Below are 21485 nucleotides of genomic sequence, written 5' to 3' on the forward strand. Positions count from 1 at the left end.
CCCCTCGCGGCCGCCGCGGTTGCGGCCCCGCCGTGGGGCGTACAGGCTGGAGCGCATGGATCTGGGCGCGTTCTCCGTGAGTCTGTCCGTGCGGGACATCGAGGCCTCCAGGGCGTTCTACGAGAAGCTCGGCTTCACCGCCTCCGGCGGCGAACCGGCGCAGAACTGGCTGATTCTCAGGAACGGCGACCACGTGATCGGGTTGTTCCAGGGCATGTTCGAGAAGAACATGCTGACCTTCAACCCGGGCTGGGACCAGAGCGCGGCCGCCCTCGACTCCTTCACCGACGTTCGGGAGATCCAGCGGGAGCTGAAGGAGAGCGGCGTGGAGTTCCTGATGCAGGCCGACGAAACGGCATCCGGGCCGGGCAGCTTCCTCGTCATCGACCCCGACGGCAATCCGGTCCTCGTCGACCAGCACGTCTGACCGTACGGGGCCCGTTCAGACGCGGGTGCGGACGTCGACGCCGGGCTCCTTCGACGGGCGCGCGGCCGCTGCCGCCGCGTGCAGGGAGCGCAGGGCCAGCATCAGGATGCCGATGTCGTCCAGGTAGACCGGGTCGGGGATCAGGTCCACGGGGGAGACGGTGTAGATCAGGGCGGCCCAGAACAGCGCCTTGTCCTGCAGGGGGATGCCCGCGTCGGCCAACAGCCGCCGCGCCTTCAGCACGCGGAAGAACAGCACCGCCGCGGCGACGGCCACGCCCACGGCGAGCACCGTGCCGACGACGAGCCAGACCTTTCCGTCCATGGCGCCCCTATACCCCGATTCCGCGGAGAGATGCCTGCACGGCGGCCGCGAGCCGCTCAGATGCCCCGTCCGCTCAGGCGCCCGGTCCGCGCAGGCGGCGTCCGACCTCGCCGAGGCCGTCGGCGAGCGCGTCGAGCTGGGCCGGGGTCAGGACGTCGACCAGCACCTCCCGGACGGTGGCCACGTGCCCCGGCGCGGCCTCCTCCAGCTTCGCCCGGCCCGTGTCGGTGAGCACGGCGAAGATCCCGCGTACGTCCGAGGGGCAGCTGCGGCGGCGGACCAGTCCTGCCTTCTCCAGCTGGGTCACCTGGTACGTCAGCCCGCTCTTGGAGTTGATCAGGCCGTTGGCCAGTTCGGTCATCCGCAGCTCCCCGCCGGGCGCCGCGGCCAGCCGCACGAGGATCTCGTACTGCGGGTGCGAGAGCCCGGCTTCCTCCTTGAGCTGCTGGTCCAGGCGCCGGTTCACCAGGGCTGAGGCGGCGAGGAAGCCGCTCCACGCCCGCATCTCGCGCTCGTCCAGCCATCTCGGTTCAGCCATGGCACCACCCTACACAGGTTGTTCGAATTTGAAACACCCGCTAGGGTCCGAGGCCAGTGGTTCGAATGTGAACAATCCTGCCCGCCCCTCGGGCCGCACGACCGGAAGGACCCCACGATGCCCACTCCCGCCGCCGCCACGACGACGCCGCCGACCGCCGCGCCCACCGCGACGCCCGGCTCCGCCGCCCTCGCCACCGCCGGCCACGACGCCGGACTGCTGCTCCTGCGCCTCGTCCTCGGCCTGACCATGGCCGGACACGGTGCCCAGAAGCTCTTCGGCTGGTTCGCAGGTGGCGGCATCAGCGGCACCGGCCAGTTCTTCACCGCCAGCGGCTACCCCGCCGGCGACGCCATGGCCGTTCTCGCCGGCCTCACCGAGACCCTCGGCGGCCTCGGCCTCGCCGCCGGGCTCCTCACCCCGCTGGCCGGCGCCGCCGTCGTCGGCACCCTCATCAACGCGATCGCCGTCCACGGCACCGGTGCGTTCTTCGCCCCCGCCGGCATCGAGTACGAACTGCTGCTGACCGCGGGCGCCGCCGCCCTCGCCCTCACCGGCCCCGGCCGGTACGCCGTCGACGCCCTCCTGCCCGTCCTGCGCGCCCACCGCCTCGCCCACGGTGTCCTGGCCCTCGCCCTCGGCGTCGTCCTCGCCGCCGTCATGCTCCTCGTGCGTTCGTAGCGCGTCGCCCGGGGGTGTCCGGGGCCCCACCTGATTGGCCCCGGACATTCGGGGGAAGAGCGCTCAAATGACACAACCCATCGAGGACTACGCACTCATCGGCGACCTCATGACCAGCGCGCTCGTCGGCCGCGACGGGTCCATCGACTGGCTGTGCCTCCCGCGCTTCGACTCGGCGGCCTGCTTCGCCCGGCTCCTGGGCGACGAGGAGAACGGCCACTGGCGCATCGCCCCCCTCGGCGCCGCCGACGGCGAGCGCTGCACCCGCCGCGCCTACGTCGACGGCACCCTGGTGCTGGAGTCGTACTGGGAGACAGAGACCGGCACCGTCAAGGTCATCGACTTCATGCCGCAGCGCGACGTCGCCCCCGACGTCGTCCGCATCGTCGAGGGCGTCAGCGGCACCGTCAGAATGCTCAGCACCCTGCGCCTGCGCTTCGACTACGGCCACGCCGTCCCCTGGGTGCGCCGCATCGACGGCGAGCGGGTCGCCGTCGCCGGGCCCGACTCCGCCTGGTTCCGCAGCGAACCCCCGGTGCGCACCTGGGGCGAGGACAACAGCACCCGCTCCCAGTTCCCGGTCACCGCCGGCCGCCGCGTCGCCTTCGTCCTGACCTGGCACCCCTCGCACGAACCGCGTCCCGAACCCACCGACCCCATCGAGGCCCTGGAATGCAGCCTCTCCGACTGGCGCGCATGGGCCTCCCTGTGCCGCTACGACGGCCCCCACAAGGAAGCGGTCGTCCGCTCCCTGATCACCCTCAAGGCCCTCACCTACGCCCCGACCGGCGGCATCGTCGCCGCCGCCACCACCTCCCTCCCCGAGGAACTCGGCGGCGTCCGCAACTGGGACTACCGCTACTGCTGGCTGCGCGACTCCACTCTCACCCTCGGCTCCCTCCTCACCAGCGGCTTCCTCGACGAGGCCCGCGCCTGGCGCGAGTGGCTGCTGCGCGCGGTCGCCGGAGCCCCCGCCGACCTCCAGATCATGTACGGGATCGCGGGCGAGCGCCGGATCCCCGAATGCGAACTCCCTTGGCTGCGCGGCTTCGCATCCTCCACGCCCGTCCGCGTCGGCAACGCGGCCGTCGACCAGCTGCAACTCGACGTGTACGGGGAGGTCATCGACTCCCTGCACCTGGCCCGGTCCGCCGGCCTGCCCGCCGAGGCGCACTCCTGGCGCATCCAGCTCGCCCTCCTCGACTTCCTCGAACAGAACTGGCAGCGGCCCGACGAGGGCCTGTGGGAGGTCCGCGGCCCCCGCCGGCACTTCGTGCACTCCAAGGTGATGGCCTGGGTGGCCGCGGACCGTGCGGTGCGGACGCTGGAGAGCGACCCCTCGCTGCCCGGCGAGGTGAACCGCTGGCGCGCCATGCGCGACGCCGTCCACCGCGACGTCTGTGACAAGGGCTTCGACCCCGAGCGCGGCACCTTCACCCAGTACTACGGCTCGCGCGAACTCGACGCGGCGACCCTGCTCATCCCCAGGGTGGGCTTCCTCCCGCCCGACGACCCCCGCGTCTGCGGCACGGTCGAGGCCGTACGCGCCGAGCTCGGCCGCAGCGGACTGGTGCGCCGCTACAGCACCGCCGACACCGACGACGGCCTGCCCGGCGACGAGGGCGCCTTCCTCGCCTGCTCGTTCTGGCTGGCCGACGCCCTGTACCTGACGGGCCGCGAGGACGAGGCCCGCGCCCTCTTCGAACGGCTGCTGACGGTGTGCAACGACGTGGGCCTGCTCGCCGAGGAGTACGACCCCGTCTCCGGACGCCAACTCGGCAACTTCCCGCAGGCGTTCAGCCACGTCGCCCTGGTCAACACCGCACTGACCCTGGCCGGCATGGAAAAGCGGACGACCGAGGCGGGCTGAGGGACGTGAAGCCACCCCCGCAGCGCGCCGAAGGCGCAGGACCCTTCACCACCCGCGTCACCTGGCAGCGCCCCGAGGGCGACACCGTGGTGTGGGAGTCGCGGCCGGCCCGCAGACGCGGGACGCTCGCGGTCCGCGGCCCGGGAGAGGCGGCCGCCAGGCCCCGCACGGCCGATGCCGAGGCCCTCGGCCGGCTGCGCCGGCTCAACGGCATCGCCTCGGCGGCGTTCGTCATCGGCGGCGCCCTCTTCGCCCTCGGCGCCGCCGTCGCCCAGTCCGGCCGGGGCACGGCCGAGAGCACCGCGATCTACTTCGCCGGAGGCCTGTTCTTCAACACCGGCGGCTACGTCTCGCTGCTCCAGGTCCTGAACGCCCCCCGGCACACCCCGCCGGACGGCCGGCTCACCACCCCGGCCTGGCGGTGGTGGGGGTACGAGCCGATGCGGCTGGACTGGCTCGGCACGTTCGCGCTGTTCGTCGGGACGCTCGTGTTCGGCGTCAACCTCCTGGACTCCTTCCTCCAAGGACTCACCGCCCAGCAGGCCAACCGGCTGGTCTGGACGCCCGACGTGATCGGATGCCTGCTCTTCCTGCTCTCGGGACACCTGGCGTTCGTCGAGATCTGCCACCGGCCCCGGCCCTGCCTGCGCTCGCGCAGCCTCGGCTGGTGGGTGGTCGCCGTGAACCAGTTCGGCTCGGTGCTCTTCATGGTCTCGGCCCTGGCCGCCTTCACCCGGCCCGCCACCGGCAGCCTCGTCGACGCCGGCGTCGACGACTGGGGGACCCTGTGCGGCGCCCTGTGCTTCTCGGTCGGCGGTGTCCTCCAGGCCTACGAACGTCCCTGAGCCGCCCCACCGTTGGGCCGCTACGCCGTGAGGGACGCCAGCAGCAGGGCGATGTCGTCCGGCCGGTCGACGGCGTTGCCGATCAGCCGGTCGGCGGTCTCGGTCAGCGGCCCCGGCGACCCCGAGGCCAGCGCCAGCCGCAGCCGCTCCACCCCCTCGTCGATGTCCGCGCCCGGCAGCTCCACCAGTCCGTCCGTGTACAGGGCGAGCACCGCGCCCGGCGCCAGCCGGAGCTCCGTGACCGGGTACGCGGCCTCCGGGTCGACGCCGAGCACCACCCCGCCCGCCAGGTCCAGCACCTCCGTCCGGCCCTCGGGGCGGCGCAGCAGCGGCTGCGGGTGCCCGGCCCGGACGGCCTGCGCGGAGCCCGACGCCGGGTCGAGCACCACGTAGCAGCAGCTGGCGAACTGACCCGGATCGAGGTCGATCAGCAGCCGGTTGGTGCCGCGTACCACCTGCTCCGGTGTGCTCCCGGCCAGCGCGAAGGCCCGTACCGCACTGCGGAGCTGGCCCATGGTCGCGGCGGCGGCCACCCCGTGGCCCTGGACGTCGCCGATGACGAGCGCCAGCCGGCCCGACCCGGTCTCCACCACGTCGTACCAGTCGCCGCCCACGTCCATGCCCGCGGAGCCGGGCAGGTAGCGGCCGACCGTCTCCACGTGCCGGCGCACCGGCAGCCGGTGCGGCAGCAGCGCGGCCTGGAGCCCGTGGGCGAGCGCCGCCTCGCTGTCGTAGCGCCGGGCCCGGGCCAGGGCCTGCGCGATCAGCCCGGCCAGTGCGGTCAGCACCGTACGCTCCTCCGGGCTGAAGCCGCGCGGCGCGTCGAAGCCGAGGATGCACGAGCCGACCGGCCGGCCCGACGCGATCAGCGGCAGGAAGGCCCGCGCCCCGATGTCGGCGTCCAGCGGAATGCCCGGATAGGCGGCGGCCAGCCGCTGCATCGACTCGAAGAACAGCGGCCGGCCCGTGGTCAGCGTCTCGACGCCCGGCAGCCGGACATCGAGCGCGACCCCGTCGAACCGGTTGAGGAAGCCCTGCGGGAAACCGGTCTCCCACGCCAGGTGCAGATGGCGCTCGTCGAGCAGGTAGATCGCGAGCTGGCGGCCGCCGAAGGCGGGCAGCAGCTCCTCGGTGACCACCGCGGACACCTGCCGGGCCGTCACCGCCTCGGTGAGGGCGATCGCCAGGGCGACCGGCCGGTACAGCGTCGACGCCCGGTCGGCCGGCGACCCGGGGCCCGTGTCCGCGTCGGCCGCCGGCGTGGTGGGCGCGTAGGCGGGCGGGTCGGCCGTACCGATCGTCACGGTCACCCCGTCCGCCGCCGGATAGAGGCCCACCGACAGCCACTCGCCCCCCGGTGGGTGGCGGCCGCGCCGCGCGGAGAAGTGCACCGGCTCCGACGACATGAAGACGGCCCGGAAGTGATCGTCGTAGGACGGGTGACCGAGCCACGGCACCGCCTCCCACAGCGGCCGCCCGTACAGCTGTCCGGAGGCGACGCCCAGCAGGTGCTGGGCCGCGGAGTTGACGAAGCCGATCCGGCCCTCCCGGTCTAGGGAGAGCACCGCCTGGGCGAGCCGGTCCACGGCGGCGCGGGCGCCCGCCGCGCCGGCCTCGGGCGCCGGCGCCGGCACGCCGACCGGGTCGCCGTCCCATGCCACCGGCTCCCCGGCCGACGACAGCGCTGCGAGGTCGCGCGCCAGGTCCTCCGCGGCCTCCCGCAGCCGCCTGCGGTCCCCGGGCCCGACCGGGACGCCGGGTGTGGCCGGACGCAGCACCAGCAGGACGCCGAACCGCTCCTGTCCGGCGGTCACCGGCTCGTAGAGGGAGGCGAAGGGGAAAGGCAGTCCGGCGACCAGCTGCGGGAACCGGCTCATCGCCGACGCGGCGTCCGTGAGGTGCACGGCCTGCCCCGAGCGGTAGGCCTCGGCGACCGGAAAGGGCCGGTTGACCTGCATCCGCCACCACGGCCGGAACAGCGGCAGCGGGAGCCCGGTGAACAGGGCCAGCTGCAGGAGCTCACCGGACCCCGAGCGCAGATAGACCCCGCCGGCGTATCCGCCCACGGCTTGCACGGCGCCCGCGGAGGCCCGCGCGAGCGCCCGGACCACCGCGTCGGTGGCGGCGCCCGCGCCGTCCGCTCTCGCCATCACACAGCCAGGATGCGCCCTCGGCGTCGGCATCGGCATCCCGGCCCCCGGGCCGCAGGAGCACCGCTGGACGCGGCGGGCCCCTCGTCCCGAAGGGCCCGCCACCGCCGCGGCCGCCGTGCCCGGCAGGGTCCGGACCGCCGCGATAGGCCGACCGCTTCCCTCGTCCGGGGGACGGACGGGTGTGCGCACCGCCACCCGCACGCGCCCCGGGGCACGATACGCACGCGTCCCACCCCCCCGGCAGGCCACCGGAAGGCAGAGCATGCGGTTCCAGTACGACACCATCGGCGAGCGCTACGCGGAATCCACCAGCACCGCGGCCTTCTCCGCGGCCGACACCTACACCCTGCACGGTGCCATCGACGCGCTCGGCGGACTGCGCGGCCTCGACGCCCTCGACCTGGCCTGCGGATACGGCTACAACACCCGGCTGCTGGCCCGCGGCGGAGCCCGGCGCACCGTCGGCGTGGACGTCTCGGAGGAGATGATCCGGCTGGCCCGCGCACACGAGGCGACCAAGGACCGCCCCGACGTCGAGTACCTCGTCGCCGACGCGGCCGGACTGCCCGACCTCGGCCCCTTCGACGTCGCCACCGCCGCCTACGTCTTCAGCTACGCCCCCGACCGCCGGACCCTGCACGCGATGTTCCGGTCCGTCCGCGCCAACCTGCGCGCCGGCGGCCGGCTGCTCGCCATCGTGCCGAACGCCGGTGCGTTCCCGCAGGTGGACTGGTCGCCGTACGGCGTCCGCATCCTCGACCGGGTCCGCGAAGGTGACGCGCCCCTGCTGAAGGCCCACTTCCTGACCGAGCCGCCCGTGCCGTTCGAGTTCCGCGAGTGGGCCCACGCCGACCTCGCCGAAGCCGCCGTGGAGGCGGGCTTCGTCACCGTCGGCTGGCAGCCGAACCGGACGCCGCCCGCAGACCCCGTACGCGACGAGGCGTACTGGACGGCGTACCGGGCATGGCCGATCAGCTCCCTCATGACCTGCACGGCCTGATCGGTGCCGGGGGCCGCCTCGTCACAGTTCGGCCGCGGCCCTCACGAGCTCGACGATCCGGTCGCGGGCCGCCCGGCCCTCCGGCACCGGCAGCAGCGGGTACACGTGCGGCAGGCCCTCCGCCTCGTGGAACTCCACCTCGGTCCCCTCGGCACGGGCCCGGCGCACCAGTTCCCGGCTGTCCGGCGAGAGCACGTCCCTGGTCCCGCTGAACACCGTCAGCGGCGCCAGCCCCCCGAAGGCGCCGCGCAGTGGGCTGACCAGGGGGTCCTCCACGGCCAGGGTCCCCGCGTACAGCCGCCCGGCCTCCGCCAGGCCCGCGCGGGCGAGCAGCGGATCGGCCTCCTCGATCGCCGCCTGGTCCGGATGGCTCATCGTCACGTCGAGCCAGGGCGAGACCAGCACGATCCGCGAAGGCTGCTCGCCGTCGCGGTCGCGCAGCCGCTGGGCGGCCGCCAGGGCCACTCCGGCTCCGGCCGAGTCGCCGATGAGTACCGTCCCGCCGTCACCGCCGCCCGCGATCAGGCCGCTCAGCAGGTCCGTGGCGACCGGAACGGTCCGGTCCGCGGTGCCGCGCGGGGCCAGGATGTAAGCAGGCACGACGACGCGCGCCCGGGCCCGCGTCACCAGCGTCCGCACCAGCTCCCAGTGCCGCCGCTCCAGCTCGCCCACGTAGCCGCCACCATGCACGTACAGCACATGCGCCGCCGGCTCTGCGCCCAGCGGAGACACGTCGTACACCGGCCAGGCGCCGACGAAGGTCCGGGAGATCTCCGCAACCCGCCCCAGGCGGCGCGGCGGCAGGTGCGACGCGGGTCGGCGGACCGCCGACGCCACCCGGTCGCGCACCGCCTCCGCGCTCGCGAACCGTCTTCGCCGCCCCACCGCGACCATGGCGACCGAAAGCGCCCTGCTCCGCAGACTCGGCACGCCCCTCACCTCCCCTTTTCCCTGCCCCGTCAAGGGAGGAGCATAGGGGTGAGGACGCGCTCGTGAAGCTGCGCTGTCGGCCCGTTTAAGAAAGTCTAGATGGACTGATCACCACGGAGATCGGCAGATTGGTGCCCGTCACCGACGCCGTCCGAGCCCCGCACGCTCACGGCGCCCCGTTCCGCATGCCTGGAGCCACCCATGAAGGCACTCGTCAAGCACAAGGCCGAGCCCGGCCTCTGGCTCATGGACGTCCCGGAGCCCGAGTACGGCCCCGGCGACGTGCTGATCAAGGTGCTGCGCACCGGCATCTGCGGAACCGACCTGCACATCCGCTCCTGGGACGGCTGGGCGCAGGGCGCGATCCGGACCCCGCTCGTCCTCGGCCACGAATTCGTCGGCGAGGTCGCGGCGCTCGGCGCGGACGTGCGCGACATCGAGCTCCGTGCGCTGGTCAGCGGCGAGGGCCACCTGGTGTGCGGCAAGTGCCGCAACTGCCTGGCCGGCCGCCGCCACCTGTGCCGCAGCACGGTGGGGCTCGGCGTGGGCCGCGACGGCGCCTTCGCCGAGTACGTGGTCCTGCCCGCGCAGAACGTATGGGTGCACCGCACGGCCGTGGACCTGGACGTCGCCGCGATCTTCGACCCGTTCGGGAACGCCGTGCACACGGCGCTGTCCTTCCCGCTGGTCGGCGAGGACGTGCTGATCACCGGCGCCGGCCCCATCGGCATCATGGCGGCCGCCGTCGCCCGGCACGCCGGCGCGCGCAACGTCGTCATCACCGACGTGAGCCCCGAGCGCCTGGAGATCGCCCGCAAGGCCGGCGCCACGCTCGCCGTGAACGTCGCCGAGTCCTCGATCGCCGCGGCGCAGGCACAGCTCGGCCTGCGTGAGGGCTTCGACATCGGCCTGGAGATGTCCGGGCGCGCCGAGGCGATGCGCGACATGATCGACAACATGACGCACGGCGGCCGGATCGCCATGCTCGGCCTGCCCGCGACGGAGTTCCCCGTGGACTGGGCGAAGGTCGTCACCTCGATGATCACGATCAAGGGCATCTACGGCCGTGAGATGTTCGAGACCTGGTACGCGATGACCGTGCTCCTGGAGGGCGGGCTCGACCTCAGCCCCGTCATTACCGGCCGCTACTCCCACCGCGACTTCGAGGCCGCCTTCGACGAGGCCGCGACCGCCCGCAGCGGCAAGATCATCCTGGACTGGACGGCGTAACGCCGCCGGACACCGCCGTCCGTCCCACCGAACCCTCTCCCTCCGGCCGGGCCCCGCACACCCTCCCCCCTCCGCGGGGCCCGGCCCCCTCCGCCGCACAAGGAGAACGCAGCATGTTCGAGACCGTCCGCGACGACCTCCGCACCACCCTCGACGAGATCCGCTCCGCCGGCCTGCACAAGCCCGAGCGGGTCATCGGCACCCCGCAGAGCGCGGCCGTCGCCGTCACCGCGGGCGGCACCGCCGGTGAGGTGCTCAACTTCTGCGCCAACAACTACCTGGGGCTGGCCGACCACCCCGAGGTGATCGCCGCCGCGAAGGACGCCCTGGACCGCTGGGGCTACGGAATGGCCTCCGTCCGCTTCATCTGCGGCACCCAGGAGGTGCACAAGGAGCTGGAGGCGCGGCTGTCGGCCTTCCTCGGCCAGGAGGACACGATCCTCTACTCCTCCTGCTTCGACGCCAACGGCGGTGTCTTCGAAACGCTCCTCGGCGCCGAGGACGCGGTCATCTCCGACGCCCTGAACCACGCCTCCATCATCGACGGCATCCGCCTGTCCAAGGCCCGCCGCTTCCGCTACGCCAACCGCGACATGGCCGAGCTGGAGGCGCGCCTGAAGGAGGCCACCGAGGGCGGTGCCCGCCGCAAGCTGATCGTCACCGACGGCGTCTTCTCCATGGACGGCTACGTCGCCCCCCTCCAGGAGATCTGCGACCTGGCCGAGCGCCACGACGCCATGGTCATGGTCGACGACTCCCACGCCGTCGGCTTCGTCGGCCCCGGCGGCCGGGGCACCCCCGAGCTGCACGGCGTCATGGACCGCGTCGACATCATCACCGGCACCCTCGGCAAGGCCCTCGGCGGCGCCTCCGGCGGCTACGTCGCGGCGCGCGCCGAGATCGTCGAGCTGCTGCGCCAGCGCTCGCGCCCGTACCTGTTCTCCAACTCCCTGGCGCCGGTCATCGCCGCAGCCTCCCTCAAGGTCCTCGACCTGCTGGAGTCGGCCGGCGACCTGCGCGAACGCCTCGCCGCCAACACCGCTCTCTTCCGCACCGGCATGACCGAGGCGGGCTTCGAGATCCTGCCCGGCGACCACGCCATCGCCCCCGTGATGATCGGCGACGCGGCGGAGGCCGGCCGCATGGCCGAGCTGCTCCTGGAGCGCGGGGTCTACGTCATCGGCTTCTCCTACCCGGTGGTGCCCATGGGTGCGGCCCGTATCCGCGTCCAGCTCTCGGCGGCCCACTCCACGGCCGACGTCGAGCGCGCCGTGGCCGCCTTCGTCGACGCCCGCGCGGCGCTCGCCGCCGCTCGGGGCTGACATGATGGAGGGGTGATCGACCCCCGCCGGCTGCGCATCCTGCGGGCCGTGGCGGACCACCGTACGGTGACCGCCGCGGCCGCAGCCCTCTACCTCACCCCCTCCGCCGTCTCCCAGCAGCTCGCGGCGCTGGAACAGGAGACGGGCCACACGCTGCTCACCCGCAGCGGCCGCGGCGTACGGCTGACCGCGGCCGGCGAGATCCTGGTCGGCCACGCCCACGAGGTACTGGCCCAGCTGGAACGGGCTGAGGCGGAACTCGCGGCGTACGCGGGAGGTACGGCCGGCGAGGTCACCGTGGCCGCCTTCGCCACCGGTATCGCCGAGGTGCTCGCCCCCGCCATCGCCCGCCTCGCGCTGGAGCAGCCGGGGATCCGGCTGCGGGTGCGCGACGCGGAGGGCGACCAGAGCCTGCCGCTGCTGCTGGACGGCGAGGCCGACCTCGCGCTCGCGGTCGAGTACCGCGGCGCTCCGGGCGCCGACGACGGCCGGCTCTCCGTCCTCCCGCTGTACGCGGAGCCCTTCGACGCGGTCCTGCCGGCGGGGCACCCGCTGGCCGACCTGCCCGCCGTGTCGCTGGCGGACCTGTCCGACGCGGACTGGGTGGGCCAGTACCCCGGCAACCCGTGCCACGACGTGACCCTGCTCGCGTGCGAACTGGCCGGCTTCCAGCCGCGGTTCGCGCACTCCTCCGACGACTTCCGGGCCGTGACGGCGCTGGTCGGAGCAGGGGCGGGGGTGGCCCTCGTGCCGCGCTCCGCGCTGCGCGGCATGGACCTCAAGGAGGTGCAGGTCCGCCCGGTCACCGGGCCGGCCGCCACCCGCCGGGTCTTCGCGGCCACCCGCCGCGGTGCCGAGACCCACCCGCTCATCGCGCCCGTCCTGGCCGCCCTGCTGCGGGAGTCGGAGCGGCTGCCGGCCCACTGAGGGAGCCGGTGGAGGGGCCGTTCACACGGTGACCACCTCCACGCCCGCCGCGGTGAAGGCTCGGGCCACCGCGGGGGCGAGGCCCGTGTCCGTCACGAGGACGTGTACGGCCGAGGCCGCGCAAATGCGGGCGAAGGCGCGAACGCCCAGCTTGCTGGAGTCCGCCGCGACCACCACCCGGCGGGCGCGTTCGCACAGCAGGCGGTTGACCGAGGCCTCGTCCTCGTGCCGGGTGGCCGCGCCGTCCCGCGGGTCGAAGCCGTCGACGCCGAGCACCGCGGTGTCCACCGCGAGCTGCCCGAGTACCTGTTCGGCGAGCGGGCCCGTCAGCTCGTACGACTGCGGGCGGGCGACGCCGCCCGTCAGCACGATCTTGAACTGCGGCCGGATCACCAGCTCGCCCGCGATGTTCAGGGCGTTGGTGACCACGGTGAGCGCCGGCGACCCCTGGGCCAGGTCGGGGCGGCGGGCCAGCGCCCGCGCGACCTCCGTGGTCGTGGTGCCGCCCGTCAGGCCGACCACCTCGCCCGGGGTGACCAGGGCCGCGACGGCCTCGCCGATGCGGCCCTTCTCGGCCGCGCGCCGTGACGTCCGGTAGCGCAGGGGAAGTTCGTACGAGACCCCGTGCACCACCGCGCCCCCGCGGGTGCGGACCAGGAGCTGCTGCTCGGCGAGCTGGTCGAGGTCCCGGCGGACGGTCGCCGCGGAGACCCCGAGGGCCTCGGCGGTGGGCTCCACCTCCAGCTCGCCCCGCTCCACCAGCAGGTCCAGCAGTGTCTGCCAGCGCTCCTTGCGGGTCATCGGCCGCCCCTCCGGTGTTCGTCGGCGCTCGTTGCGTGCTCGCCCCGTGGCCCGGTCGGGCCATCTCCCGGCGACACTAACCCAGCACCACCCACCGTGGTTGCTTGAAGTTGCGTGAAAAAGGCCGCTACCTTGCAGGAACGCGCAAGACGCCGCCCCCGCGTCAGGCGCCCAGCGCCGCGCACCACGCGTCACGCGCGGCGCACACGCACCACGCGCAGCACAGAACAGAACGCACCACGCACACGCACACGCATTCAGACCCGTCTGTCGCACGAGGGAGCCTGTATGAGTCACGTCGCGTACGAGTTGGGCACGCAACCCGCATGCTGGGAGCGGGCCGCCGAACTGGCCCCGGCCCGGCGGGCGGTGCTGCCGCAGCCGGGGGAGCGCACCGCGCTCGTCGGATGCGGCACCTCGTACTACATGGCCCAGGCCGCCGCCGTGCTGCGGGAGCAGGCCGGGCAGGGGGAGACCGACGCCTTCCCCGCCTCGGAGTTCCCCCGCCACCGCCGCTACGACCGGGTCGTCGCCCTCACCCGCTCCGGCACCACCACCGAGGTACTCGACCTGCTGGCCGCCCTGCGGGACGCCGGCGTCCCGACCACCGCCGTCATCGGCGACCCGGCGACCCCGGTCACCGCGCTCGCGGACGAGCTCGTCGTCCTCGACTTCGCCGACGAACAGTCCGTCGTGCAGACCCGCTTCGCGACCACCGCCCTCACCCTGCTGCGCGCCCACGTCGGCCTGCACCGCGCCGCCGCCGTCGCCGACGCCCGCACCGCCCTCGCCGAGCCGCTTCCCCCGGAGTCGGCGGGCCGGAACCAGTTCACCTTCCTCGGTCGCGGATGGAGCACCGGGCTCGCCCACGAGGCGGCCCTGAAGATGCGCGAGGCCTCGCTGTCCTGGGCCGAGTCCTACCCGGCGATGGAGTACCGGCACGGGCCGGTCAGCATCTCCGGCCCCGGCACCCTCACCTGGTCCCTCGACGAGGCCCCCGAGGGGCTCGCCGAACAGGTCCGCCGGACGGGCGGCCACTGGGTGGCCGGGCGGCTCGACCCGCTCGCCGAACTGGTCCGTGTGCACCGCCTCGCCCTCGCCGTCGCAGCCGACCGCGGGCTGGACCCCGACGCGCCGCGCCATCTGACCCGCTCGGTGATCCTCTCCACCGGCGAGGAGGCGGTCCGATGACCCTCGTCCGCGCCGGTGAACTCGTCAGGGAGGCGGCCGCTGCGGGTCGGGCCGTCGCCGCCTTCAACATCATCACGCTGGAGCACGCCGAAGCCGTCGTCGCCGGAGCAGAGGCGGCCGGGCTGCCGGTCATCCTCCAACTGAGCGAGAACGCCGTGAAGTTCCGCATCGGGCGGCTCCTGCCCATCTCCCGGGCGGCCGCAGCCTGCGCCGAGGCGGCGACCGTCCCGGTCGGCCTGCACCTCGACCACGTCAAGAGCCCCGAGCTGCTGCGGCAGGCGTGCGACGCGGGGTACAGCTCGGTGATGTACGACGCGGCACAGCTCCCCTACGCCGAAAACCTGGAGGCCACCCGCTCGGCCGCCGACTGGGCGCACGCCAACGGGCTGTGGATCGAGGCCGAACTGGGCGAGGTCGGCGGCAAGAACGGCGCCGCACCGCTGGACCCGCACGCGCCCGGCGCCCGTACGGACCCCGACGAGGCGCGGCGCTTCGTCGCCGACTCGGGGGTCGACGCCCTGGCCGTCGCCATCGGCAGCAGCCACGCCATGACCAGCCGGACGGCATCCCTCGACCACGCACTGCTGGCCAGACTGGCCAAGACGGTGGAGGTGCCCCTCGTCCTGCACGGCTCGTCGGGGCTGCCGGACTCCGAGCTCGCTGCGGCGGTCGCGGGAGGCATCCGCAAGGTCAACATCGGCACCGCGCTCAACCTCGCCATGACGGATGCCATCCGTACCCACCTGACCCCGGCCGACCCCCGGCCGTACTTGACGGCGGCCCGCGAGGCGATGACGGCGACGGCCGCGGCTATGATCGCAGCCCTGAACTGAACGGCACCGGGGGTCGGGCGTGGACGCTGGGCGGGGACGCATCCACCGCAGGCGCTTCCTGCTGCTCGCCGGCCTCCCGCTGCTGAGCGCGGGTGCGGGCACGGCGTGCGCGGTACGGCCCCGGTCGGACGCGCCCGGGCGGGAAGCGCCCCGGCGGGACGCGTCCGGGTCGCGCGTGCGGACCGACCTGGAGCCGCTGAACGCGCGCTTCGGGCCGTCTGTGGGGAGCCTTGCCGAGGCGCACTGGCTGGGCTACGACATCGACGAGGCGCCGGGCGGCAGCCGTACCGTCCCGGGCCCCGACTCCAGGATCCGCCTCGTCGGCGTCGCCCGGCTGGCGGCCGGCGGGGCGGCGGCGGTCACGGGCCGGGCGGAGTACGCCTTCACGCCCGCTGCCGCGCCGTCCGCGCTGCCCGCCGAACTGGCCCCGTACGCACCGGTCGGCGCGGCCTGGCAGCACAGCCCGCACTTCGACACCTACGCCAACCGGGAGGGGAGCGGGGGGCGCCCGTCGGGGGAGTACCACTTCGACACGGCGCGGGACCTCGTCCGCTTCGACCTCCTGTACCTCTTCACCTGACGGGCGGCCGCCGGAGTCGTCCTGTGCGGAGAGGAGCGGCGGGTGGCCCCGGTCGAAGCAGGGGCCGCGGGGGAGCGAACGGCAGGCGCGCAGGACCTTCCGAATTCTTGCAACAGGTTCTAGTCTGACCGCCGCCATCGCAGCGAGCCCGCTGTGGCCGCGAGACTCCCGGAGGGGCCGTGCACCTCGAATACACGCCTGAGCAGCAGCAGTTGCGCACCGAGCTGCGCGCCTACTTCGCCGAGCTGGTCCCGGAGGACGTCCACGCCCGCTACGAGGACCCGGCCGCCCGGAAGCGGTTCTACCGGGAGACCATCCGCAGGCTCGGCGCCGACGGCTGGCTCGGCGTCGGCTGGCCCACGCAGTACGGCGGCCGCGGGATGACGCCGATGGACCAGTTCATCTTCTTCGACGAGGCGGCACAGGCCGTCGTACCCCTCCCGCTGATGGCGCTCAACACGGTCGGGCCGACCATCATGCAGTTCGGCACCGACGAGCAGAAGGCGTACTTCCTGCCGCGGATCCTCGCCGGGGAGATCGACTTCGCCATCGGCTACAGCGAGCCCGACGCCGGAACCGACCTGGCCGCACTCACGTGCAAGGCCGTCCGTGAGGGCGACGAGGAGGCCGGCACCTACGTGGTCAACGGGCAGAAGATCTGGACCACGAACGGCGACACCGCCGACTGGGTCTGGCTCGCCGTGCGCACCGACCCCGACGCCCCGGCGCACCAGGGCATCACCATGCTCCTCGTCCCGACCTCGGATCCCGGTTACTCCTGCACCCTCATCAACACCCTCGCCTCCCACGACACGACGGCCAGTTACTACGAGGACATCCGCGTCCCCGCCACCCGCCGCGTCGGCCAGGAGAACAAGGGCTGGCGACTGATCACCAACCAGCTCAACCACGAGCGCGTCACCCTGGCCGCGCACGGCACGATGGCCGTCCGGGCCCTCCACGACGTCCAGCGTTGGGCTGCATCGACGAAGCTCGCGGACGGCCGCCGCGTCATCGACCTGTCCTGGGTCCGCGGCCGGCTGGCGCGCACCCACGCCCGCCTCGACGCGATGAAACTGCTCAACTGGCAGATGGTCAAAGCCGTCGAAACCGGCACCCTGACACCGCAGGACGCCTCGGCGGTCAAGGTCTACGGCTCCGAAGCCCGCCGCGACGCCTACGCCTGGCTGATGGAGGTCGTCGGCGCGGCCGGCCCCCTCAAGGACGGCTCCGCCGGCGCGGTCCTGCACGGCGAGCTGGAACGCGGCTACCGCAGCGCGGTCATCTTCACCTTCGGCGGCGGCAACAACGAGATCCAGCGCGAGATCATCTCCTGGATCGGCCTGGGCATGCCCCGCGTCCGCCGCTGAGGCCCTGGACCGGTATCGGGACGGGCGGGCGGTGACGGCCGTTGTCAGTGGTGAGCGGCAGGATGGGGTGCGTACCGCTGATCAGGGCTCACCACGAGGGGTTTTCCATGTCCGTTGCCGTATCCGATGCCGCGTCCGTCCGCTTTCCCACCGGCTGGTGCGCCACCGACCTGGGCCGGTTCCGCCCCTGTGACGCCACCTACGAGGTCTACCCCCTGGACAGCCTGCCCCCGCTGGACGCCGTGGGGCTCGACGGCGGGTTCGGGTGGATGGGCGGTGCGAGCAGCGGGCCGTCGGAGCACGTGGCACATCTGGAAGCCCTCGAACGGGAGCTGGCGGGGGCCGGGATCGCGCTGCCTGCGGACTTCGCCGCGTTCTACAGCAGCGAGCGGCGGTGCCGTGCCTTCGACGAGGTGTCGGTGACGGCCTGTTGGACCGATCTGTCGGCGGCGCTGCGCAGCCCGGCCGAAGAGGGCGCCCGTCTCGTGCGGTTCTTGCGGGACCAGCAGGACTGCGTCATCTGGTACCTGTACCTGCGGCCCTCGGGGGAGGCGTTCGTGGTGTGCTCGCACCTGGAGCTGGAGTCCGCCGAAGCGTGGGCGGCGTCGGCCGGGGAGCCGGCGGACGAGTTCCGGGAGGCCGCCGCCGGCTCCCTGATACGGTGCGCCGGTTCGTTCGAAGAGTTCGCGTACCGCTTCGTCGTGGAGAACGAGCTGTGGATGCAGCTCAACTCCACCGGAGCGGAAGGGCGACTCGCCCCTCGTCTGCAGGCATACGCCGACCACTACGCGGCCGCCCTGGCCTGACTCCGGGCTCTCGCCCCGCCACCGGGCCCGGTTGTTTCGACCGGGTGCCGGGCCCCGAAGCGATCTAGGATCAGCGCCATGGCTACGAGACTCGTGCAGATCAACATGAAGGCGCAGGACGACTCCGCACTCGGCCGCTTCTGGGCCCAGGCGCTCGGCTGGGGTGTCGACAGCGAGGGACCCGGCGTCACCAACCTCGAACCCGTGGGCTTCTCCTACCCCGACCCCGTGGCCGTCTGCATCGACATCATCGCCCGCCCGGAACCCAAGACGGTCAAGAACCGGGTGCACCTCGATCTGGCCACCACCTCCGCCGCCCACCAGGCGGAACTCGTCGGGCGGTTGCGGGACCTCGGCGCGACGCCGGCCGACGTCGGCCAGGGCGACGTCCCCTGGACGGTCATGGCCGACCCCGAGGGCAACGAGTTCTGCGTCCTGGAACCCCGCCCCCTCTACCGGGACACCGGACCGGTCGCCGCGGTGGTGGTCGACTGCGCGGACCCGCGGGCGATGGCCCGGTTCTGGGACGGGGCCATGGACTGGACGCTGCACGAGGTGACCGACGACCGGGCGGCCCTGCGCTCCGCCGCGGGGGTCGGCCCGTACCTGGAGTTCATCCGCACGCCCGACGCCAAGAGCGGGTGGAACCGCGTCCACCTCGACATCCGCCCCTACCCGGGCGACGACCCGGCCGCCGAAGCGGCCCGTCTGCGCGCCCTGGGCGCCACCGATCCCGGCATCGACCAGTCCGAGATCCCCTGGACGGTCCTCGCCGACCCGGAAGGCAACGAATTCTGCCTGCTCACCCCGGCCTGACGGGCCCGACCCGTGCTCAGCGCAGCGCGGGCAGCGGCTCGCGGGCCGCGTGCCAAGCGGGCGGCAGAGCGGTGACGCCGGTGCGGGCCGCGATCACACCGCCTGCGATCGCACAGGTGGTGTCGATGTCGCCGCGGCCGCCGACGGTCGCCCACAGGCCCTCGTGCAGGTCGTCGAGGTGGCCCGCCGCGCACCACAGGGCGTACGGGACGGTGTCGGGGCCGGACATCCGGTACCCGGAACCCAGGACCTCCGCGGCGTGCCGGACCGAGGCGCGTGCCGACAGCCGGGACGCCGTCCGCACCCCCGACCGCACATCGCTGTCGGGCAGGTGCGCGACGACCTGCCGCAGGAGGTCCGGGCCGGCCGGCGCGGGCCCGCCCCGGCTGCGCGTTGCCAGCGCGGCGGCGACGGCGACCGCGACCGCGCCGGCCACCGCTTCCGGATGGTGGTGCGAGACCGCGCTCTGCGCGGCGGCCTGCTCGGCGACGACGTCGAGGTCGGCGGCGTGCCAGGCACCGAGCGGGGCAACGCGCATCGCAGCACCGTTGCCCCAGGACCCCTGGCCGCCGAACTGCCCCGCCACCACCTCCCGCCAGGGCTCGCCCGCGCCGATCCGGCGCAGGACGTCGTGCATCGAGGCGCCGTAGCCGCGGTGCGTGTCCTCGGCGTAGGCCGCGGCGAGACGCAGGGCGAAGCGGTCCTGGTCCACCGCGCCACCTCCCTCGGCGAGTTCCCGGACGAGGACGAGCGCCTGGGCGGTGTCGTCGCTCCACCGCCACAGCGGTTCCGGCGGCACGGTGCGCGACTCCAGGGCCGCCGTCCCTTGACGGCGCAGGATGCCGAACCAGCGGTCGCCGAAGGCATCACCGAAGGCGAGGCCGGACAGCGCATCCTGAACGGCGGCGGGCAGGTCGGTCACGGACGGGTCGGTCATGGCAGCAGTATCACCGGGCGGTGGTGGCTCCGGCATCGCCCTTTCGGCCCGGCGGCGGTCGCGCCCTCGGATCCGTTCAGCGAGCGGGGGTGAGGGCGGCGGGAAGAGACCTGTACGGCGCGAAGCCGGCATTGTCCTTGCAGCCGAGCTGCTCCCACGTCTTGTCGTTGGTCACCGGGTCGGTACCCGTCAGCCGGTACTTGCAGGCGCCCTTGATGAAGTTGCCCCGGACACCGCCGGGGAAGTCGATCTCCTTGTTCCACAGGTACGGCGACTGGTAGTTGTTCACGCGCGCCGTCGCATTGACGTCGATGCCGCCGGGCGCATGGATCTCGTACACCCAGCCGGTCTTCTCCGCGCCGTACGTCGCGAAGCGCTTGGCCACCGACTCGTCGCAGCTGGTACTCAGGTGGGCGCTGAGCTGGCCGCCTCCCTTGACGATGTACTCGGCGAGGGGGATCACCTGGTCGCCGCGCGGGGTGAAGCCGGACCGGAAGATCTCCTCGACGTTCTCCCTCGTGTCGCCGCGCCACAGGGTGTTGACGTCCTCGCGCCACTGCCAGCGCTCGTCGTCGGCGGTGACGGCGACCGTGCGGGCGATGTGCGCAACGGTCGTCGTGCGCCACCAGTCCGCGGCCCGGTAGGCGACGACCGGGCCGCAGGGCGCGGTGGTGTCGTCCGCCGCTGCCGCCGGCGCCGCGGTGGCGGACGGGGTGACGACGACGGTGAGGAGGAAGGTGGCGGCAAGGGCCCGCAGGGCGGCCTTCAGCATGATATGACGACCCATCAGTCGAGGCGTGCGGAGGAGAGCGGAGCGCACCCTGTTATAGGGGCGTCGGTCTTCCGCCGGGCCGCGAGCCGCAGGGCGGACCACCCGTGCGGGGGCATCAGTCGTACTGGGCAAAGGATTCGCCCGCGAGGGCGGACTCCGGGTCCGGGGTCCGAGTGCCGACGGACGCGCCACCGGACACGGCTTCCGGCTCATCCCCCTGCGGTCGCCATGAACGCCGTCACGCACCACGGGGCGGGCCCGCGCCCCCCGTGGTCCCTCCGCCCTCCCCGCCTCACGCCTGCGTGGCGGCCGGCGCGGGTTCGGCGATGCGGCCGTCGCGCAGCTCCACCACCCGGTCGGCCAGTTCGATCAGGTGGGCGTCGTGGGTGGCGACCAGGACGGTCACCGACTCGCTGCGCACCACCGCGCGCAGCAGCTCCATGATCGACCGGCCGGTTTCCGAGTCGAGCTGCCCGGTCGGCTCGTCCGCGATGATCAGGTCCGGGTCGTTGGCGAGGGCGCGGGCCACCGCCACGCGCTGCTGCTGGCCCCCGGAGAGCTCTCCCGGCCGCTGCTCGGCGTGGTCCGCGAGGCCCACCAGGGCCAGCAGGGTGCGGGCTCGCTCTTCGCGCTCCCTGGCCGGTACGCGGCGCAGCCGCATCGGTACGCCCACGTTCTCGGCGGCGGTGAGGACGGGTATCAGGCCGAAGGACTGGAAGACGAAGCCGATGCGGTCGCGGCGCAGGGCGAGCAGGTCCGGCTCGCCCAGGGTGGCCAGGTCGGTGCCGTCGACGCTGATCCGGCCGCCGGTCGGGGCGTCGAGGCCGCCGACGAGGTTCAGCAGGGTGGTCTTGCCGGAGCCGGAGCGGCCCTTGAGCGCGGTCAGTTCGCCCCGGCGGACCTCGAAGGACACGCCGCGCAGCGCGTGGACGGCCTGGGCCCCGCCGCCGAAACTGTGGTGCACGTCGTCCACGACCACAATCGGCGTGCCGCCGCCCTGCCGTGCCGCAGTGGTCGCGGCCGTGGCCGTTTCCTGCTGGTCCGTCATCGCCTTTTCCCCCCGTTGGGTCGTCCCGGCGGAGTGTTCGGCTCCGCGGCTCGTGGCCCCCTCACGCTGCCGTTGCAGCTTTCT

At 73.6% G+C, this 21485-nt stretch carries 22 protein-coding genes; 14 read left to right on the top strand and 8 right to left on the bottom strand.

The features are described from left to right. Positions 1-55: 55 nt before the first annotated feature. Positions 56-427, top strand: coding sequence for a VOC family protein (locus tag IF89_RS0100810; protein ID WP_030759463.1), 372 nt, complete (start codon positions 56-58; stop codon positions 425-427). A gap of 15 nt (positions 428-442) precedes the next feature. On the opposite strand, the gene IF89_RS0100815 is transcribed toward IF89_RS0100810, so the two are convergent. After that, a complete protein-coding gene (locus IF89_RS0100815) occupies positions 443-751 on the bottom strand; it encodes a YkvA family protein (protein ID WP_030759465.1) in 309 nt (102 codons plus the stop codon). Between the two features lie 73 nt (positions 752-824). Further along, positions 825-1289, bottom strand: coding sequence for a MarR family winged helix-turn-helix transcriptional regulator (locus tag IF89_RS0100820; RefSeq protein WP_030759466.1), 465 nt, complete (start codon positions 1287-1289; stop codon positions 825-827). A 117-nt stretch (positions 1290-1406) separates the two neighbouring features. Here IF89_RS0100820 and IF89_RS0100825 point away from each other — a divergent pair, with 117 nt between their 5' ends. The 3 genes from IF89_RS0100825 to IF89_RS0100835 all read left to right on the top strand — a co-directional run bounded on the left by IF89_RS0100825 (position 1407) and on the right by IF89_RS0100835 (position 4685). Continuing rightward, on the top strand, positions 1407-1970 hold the full coding sequence (locus IF89_RS0100825) for a DoxX family protein (protein ID WP_030759469.1): 564 nt from the start codon (positions 1407-1409) through the stop codon (positions 1968-1970). 67 nt (positions 1971-2037) lie between these two features. After that, on the top strand, positions 2038-3840 hold the full coding sequence (locus IF89_RS0100830; protein ID WP_030759470.1) for a glycoside hydrolase family 15 protein: 1803 nt from the start codon (positions 2038-2040) through the stop codon (positions 3838-3840). Positions 3841-3845: 5 nt separating this feature from the next. Then, complete coding sequence (locus IF89_RS0100835; RefSeq protein WP_030759472.1) at positions 3846-4685, top strand: hypothetical protein; 840 nt, start codon at positions 3846-3848, stop codon at positions 4683-4685. 20 nt (positions 4686-4705) lie between these two features. Here the strand turns inward: IF89_RS0100835 and IF89_RS0100840 are convergent, their stop codons facing one another. After that, the gene (locus IF89_RS0100840) at positions 4706-6835 is read right to left on the bottom strand and encodes a SpoIIE family protein phosphatase (RefSeq protein ID WP_234327632.1); all 2130 of its coding nucleotides are present in this window, start codon (positions 6833-6835) and stop codon (positions 4706-4708) included. Between the two features lie 265 nt (positions 6836-7100). Between IF89_RS0100840 and IF89_RS0100845 the strand changes: the two genes are divergently transcribed. Beyond that, positions 7101-7838: a class I SAM-dependent methyltransferase gene (locus IF89_RS0100845; RefSeq protein WP_030759477.1), complete on the top strand. Its 738-nt coding sequence runs from the start codon at positions 7101-7103 to the stop codon at positions 7836-7838. A 21-nt stretch (positions 7839-7859) separates the two neighbouring features. Here the strand turns inward: IF89_RS0100845 and IF89_RS0100850 are convergent, their stop codons facing one another. Then, positions 7860-8768 (bottom strand): alpha/beta hydrolase fold domain-containing protein, encoded by a 909-nt coding sequence (locus tag IF89_RS0100850; RefSeq protein WP_063831226.1) that lies wholly within the window; start codon positions 8766-8768, stop codon positions 7860-7862. Between the two features lie 201 nt (positions 8769-8969). Between IF89_RS0100850 and tdh the strand changes: the two genes are divergently transcribed. From tdh to IF89_RS0100865, 3 genes are all read left to right on the top strand, one after another. Next, on the top strand, positions 8970-9998 hold the full coding sequence (gene tdh, locus IF89_RS0100855; protein ID WP_030759482.1) for an L-threonine 3-dehydrogenase: 1029 nt from the start codon (positions 8970-8972) through the stop codon (positions 9996-9998). 113 nt (positions 9999-10111) lie between these two features. Further along, positions 10112-11320, top strand: coding sequence for a glycine C-acetyltransferase (locus IF89_RS0100860; RefSeq protein WP_030759486.1), 1209 nt, complete (start codon positions 10112-10114; stop codon positions 11318-11320). Between the two features lie 12 nt (positions 11321-11332). Further along, the gene (locus tag IF89_RS0100865; protein WP_030759489.1) at positions 11333-12247 is read left to right on the top strand and encodes a LysR family transcriptional regulator; all 915 of its coding nucleotides are present in this window, start codon (positions 11333-11335) and stop codon (positions 12245-12247) included. Between the two features lie 21 nt (positions 12248-12268). Here IF89_RS0100865 and IF89_RS0100870 read toward each other — a convergent pair whose 3' ends face one another. Then, positions 12269-13048: a DeoR/GlpR family DNA-binding transcription regulator gene (locus tag IF89_RS0100870; RefSeq protein WP_030759492.1), complete on the bottom strand. Its 780-nt coding sequence runs from the start codon at positions 13046-13048 to the stop codon at positions 12269-12271. A 288-nt stretch (positions 13049-13336) separates the two neighbouring features. Between IF89_RS0100870 and IF89_RS0100875 the strand changes: the two genes are divergently transcribed. From IF89_RS0100875 to IF89_RS0100900, 6 genes are all read left to right on the top strand, one after another. Then, on the top strand, positions 13337-14239 hold the full coding sequence (locus IF89_RS0100875; RefSeq protein WP_030759495.1) for an SIS domain-containing protein: 903 nt from the start codon (positions 13337-13339) through the stop codon (positions 14237-14239). Continuing rightward, the gene (locus IF89_RS0100880; protein ID WP_030759498.1) at positions 14236-15072 is read left to right on the top strand and encodes a class II fructose-bisphosphate aldolase; all 837 of its coding nucleotides are present in this window, start codon (positions 14236-14238) and stop codon (positions 15070-15072) included. The genes IF89_RS0100875 and IF89_RS0100880 overlap by 4 nt, the downstream gene beginning before the upstream one ends. A 19-nt stretch (positions 15073-15091) precedes the next feature. Then, positions 15092-15652, top strand: a complete 561-nt coding sequence (locus IF89_RS0100885) for a hypothetical protein (RefSeq protein ID WP_030759501.1) — start codon at positions 15092-15094, stop codon at positions 15650-15652. A 179-nt stretch (positions 15653-15831) separates the two neighbouring features. Next, the gene (locus tag IF89_RS0100890; protein WP_030759504.1) at positions 15832-17022 is read left to right on the top strand and encodes an acyl-CoA dehydrogenase family protein; all 1191 of its coding nucleotides are present in this window, start codon (positions 15832-15834) and stop codon (positions 17020-17022) included. A 107-nt stretch (positions 17023-17129) separates the two neighbouring features. Further along, complete coding sequence (locus IF89_RS0100895) at positions 17130-17828, top strand: hypothetical protein (protein WP_030759507.1); 699 nt, start codon at positions 17130-17132, stop codon at positions 17826-17828. Between the two features lie 78 nt (positions 17829-17906). Continuing rightward, positions 17907-18644: a VOC family protein gene (locus tag IF89_RS0100900; RefSeq protein WP_030759510.1), complete on the top strand. Its 738-nt coding sequence runs from the start codon at positions 17907-17909 to the stop codon at positions 18642-18644. 16 nt (positions 18645-18660) lie between these two features. Here IF89_RS0100900 and IF89_RS0100905 read toward each other — a convergent pair whose 3' ends face one another. The 3 genes from IF89_RS0100905 to IF89_RS0100915 all read right to left on the bottom strand — a co-directional run bounded on the left by IF89_RS0100905 (position 18661) and on the right by IF89_RS0100915 (position 21401). After that, a complete protein-coding gene (locus IF89_RS0100905) occupies positions 18661-19581 on the bottom strand; it encodes an ADP-ribosylglycohydrolase family protein (RefSeq protein WP_051806673.1) in 921 nt (306 codons plus the stop codon). Between the two features lie 76 nt (positions 19582-19657). Then, the gene (locus tag IF89_RS0100910) at positions 19658-20368 is read right to left on the bottom strand and encodes a scabin-related ADP-ribosyltransferase (RefSeq protein WP_030759515.1); all 711 of its coding nucleotides are present in this window, start codon (positions 20366-20368) and stop codon (positions 19658-19660) included. A gap of 277 nt (positions 20369-20645) precedes the next feature. Next, positions 20646-21401 (bottom strand): ABC transporter ATP-binding protein, encoded by a 756-nt coding sequence (locus tag IF89_RS0100915; RefSeq protein WP_030759518.1) that lies wholly within the window; start codon positions 21399-21401, stop codon positions 20646-20648. Between the last annotated feature and the right edge of the window lie 84 nt (positions 21402-21485).

The organism is Streptomyces sp. NRRL F-2664, assembly GCF_000719345.1.
Classification (GTDB): domain Bacteria; phylum Actinomycetota; class Actinomycetes; order Streptomycetales; family Streptomycetaceae; genus Streptomyces.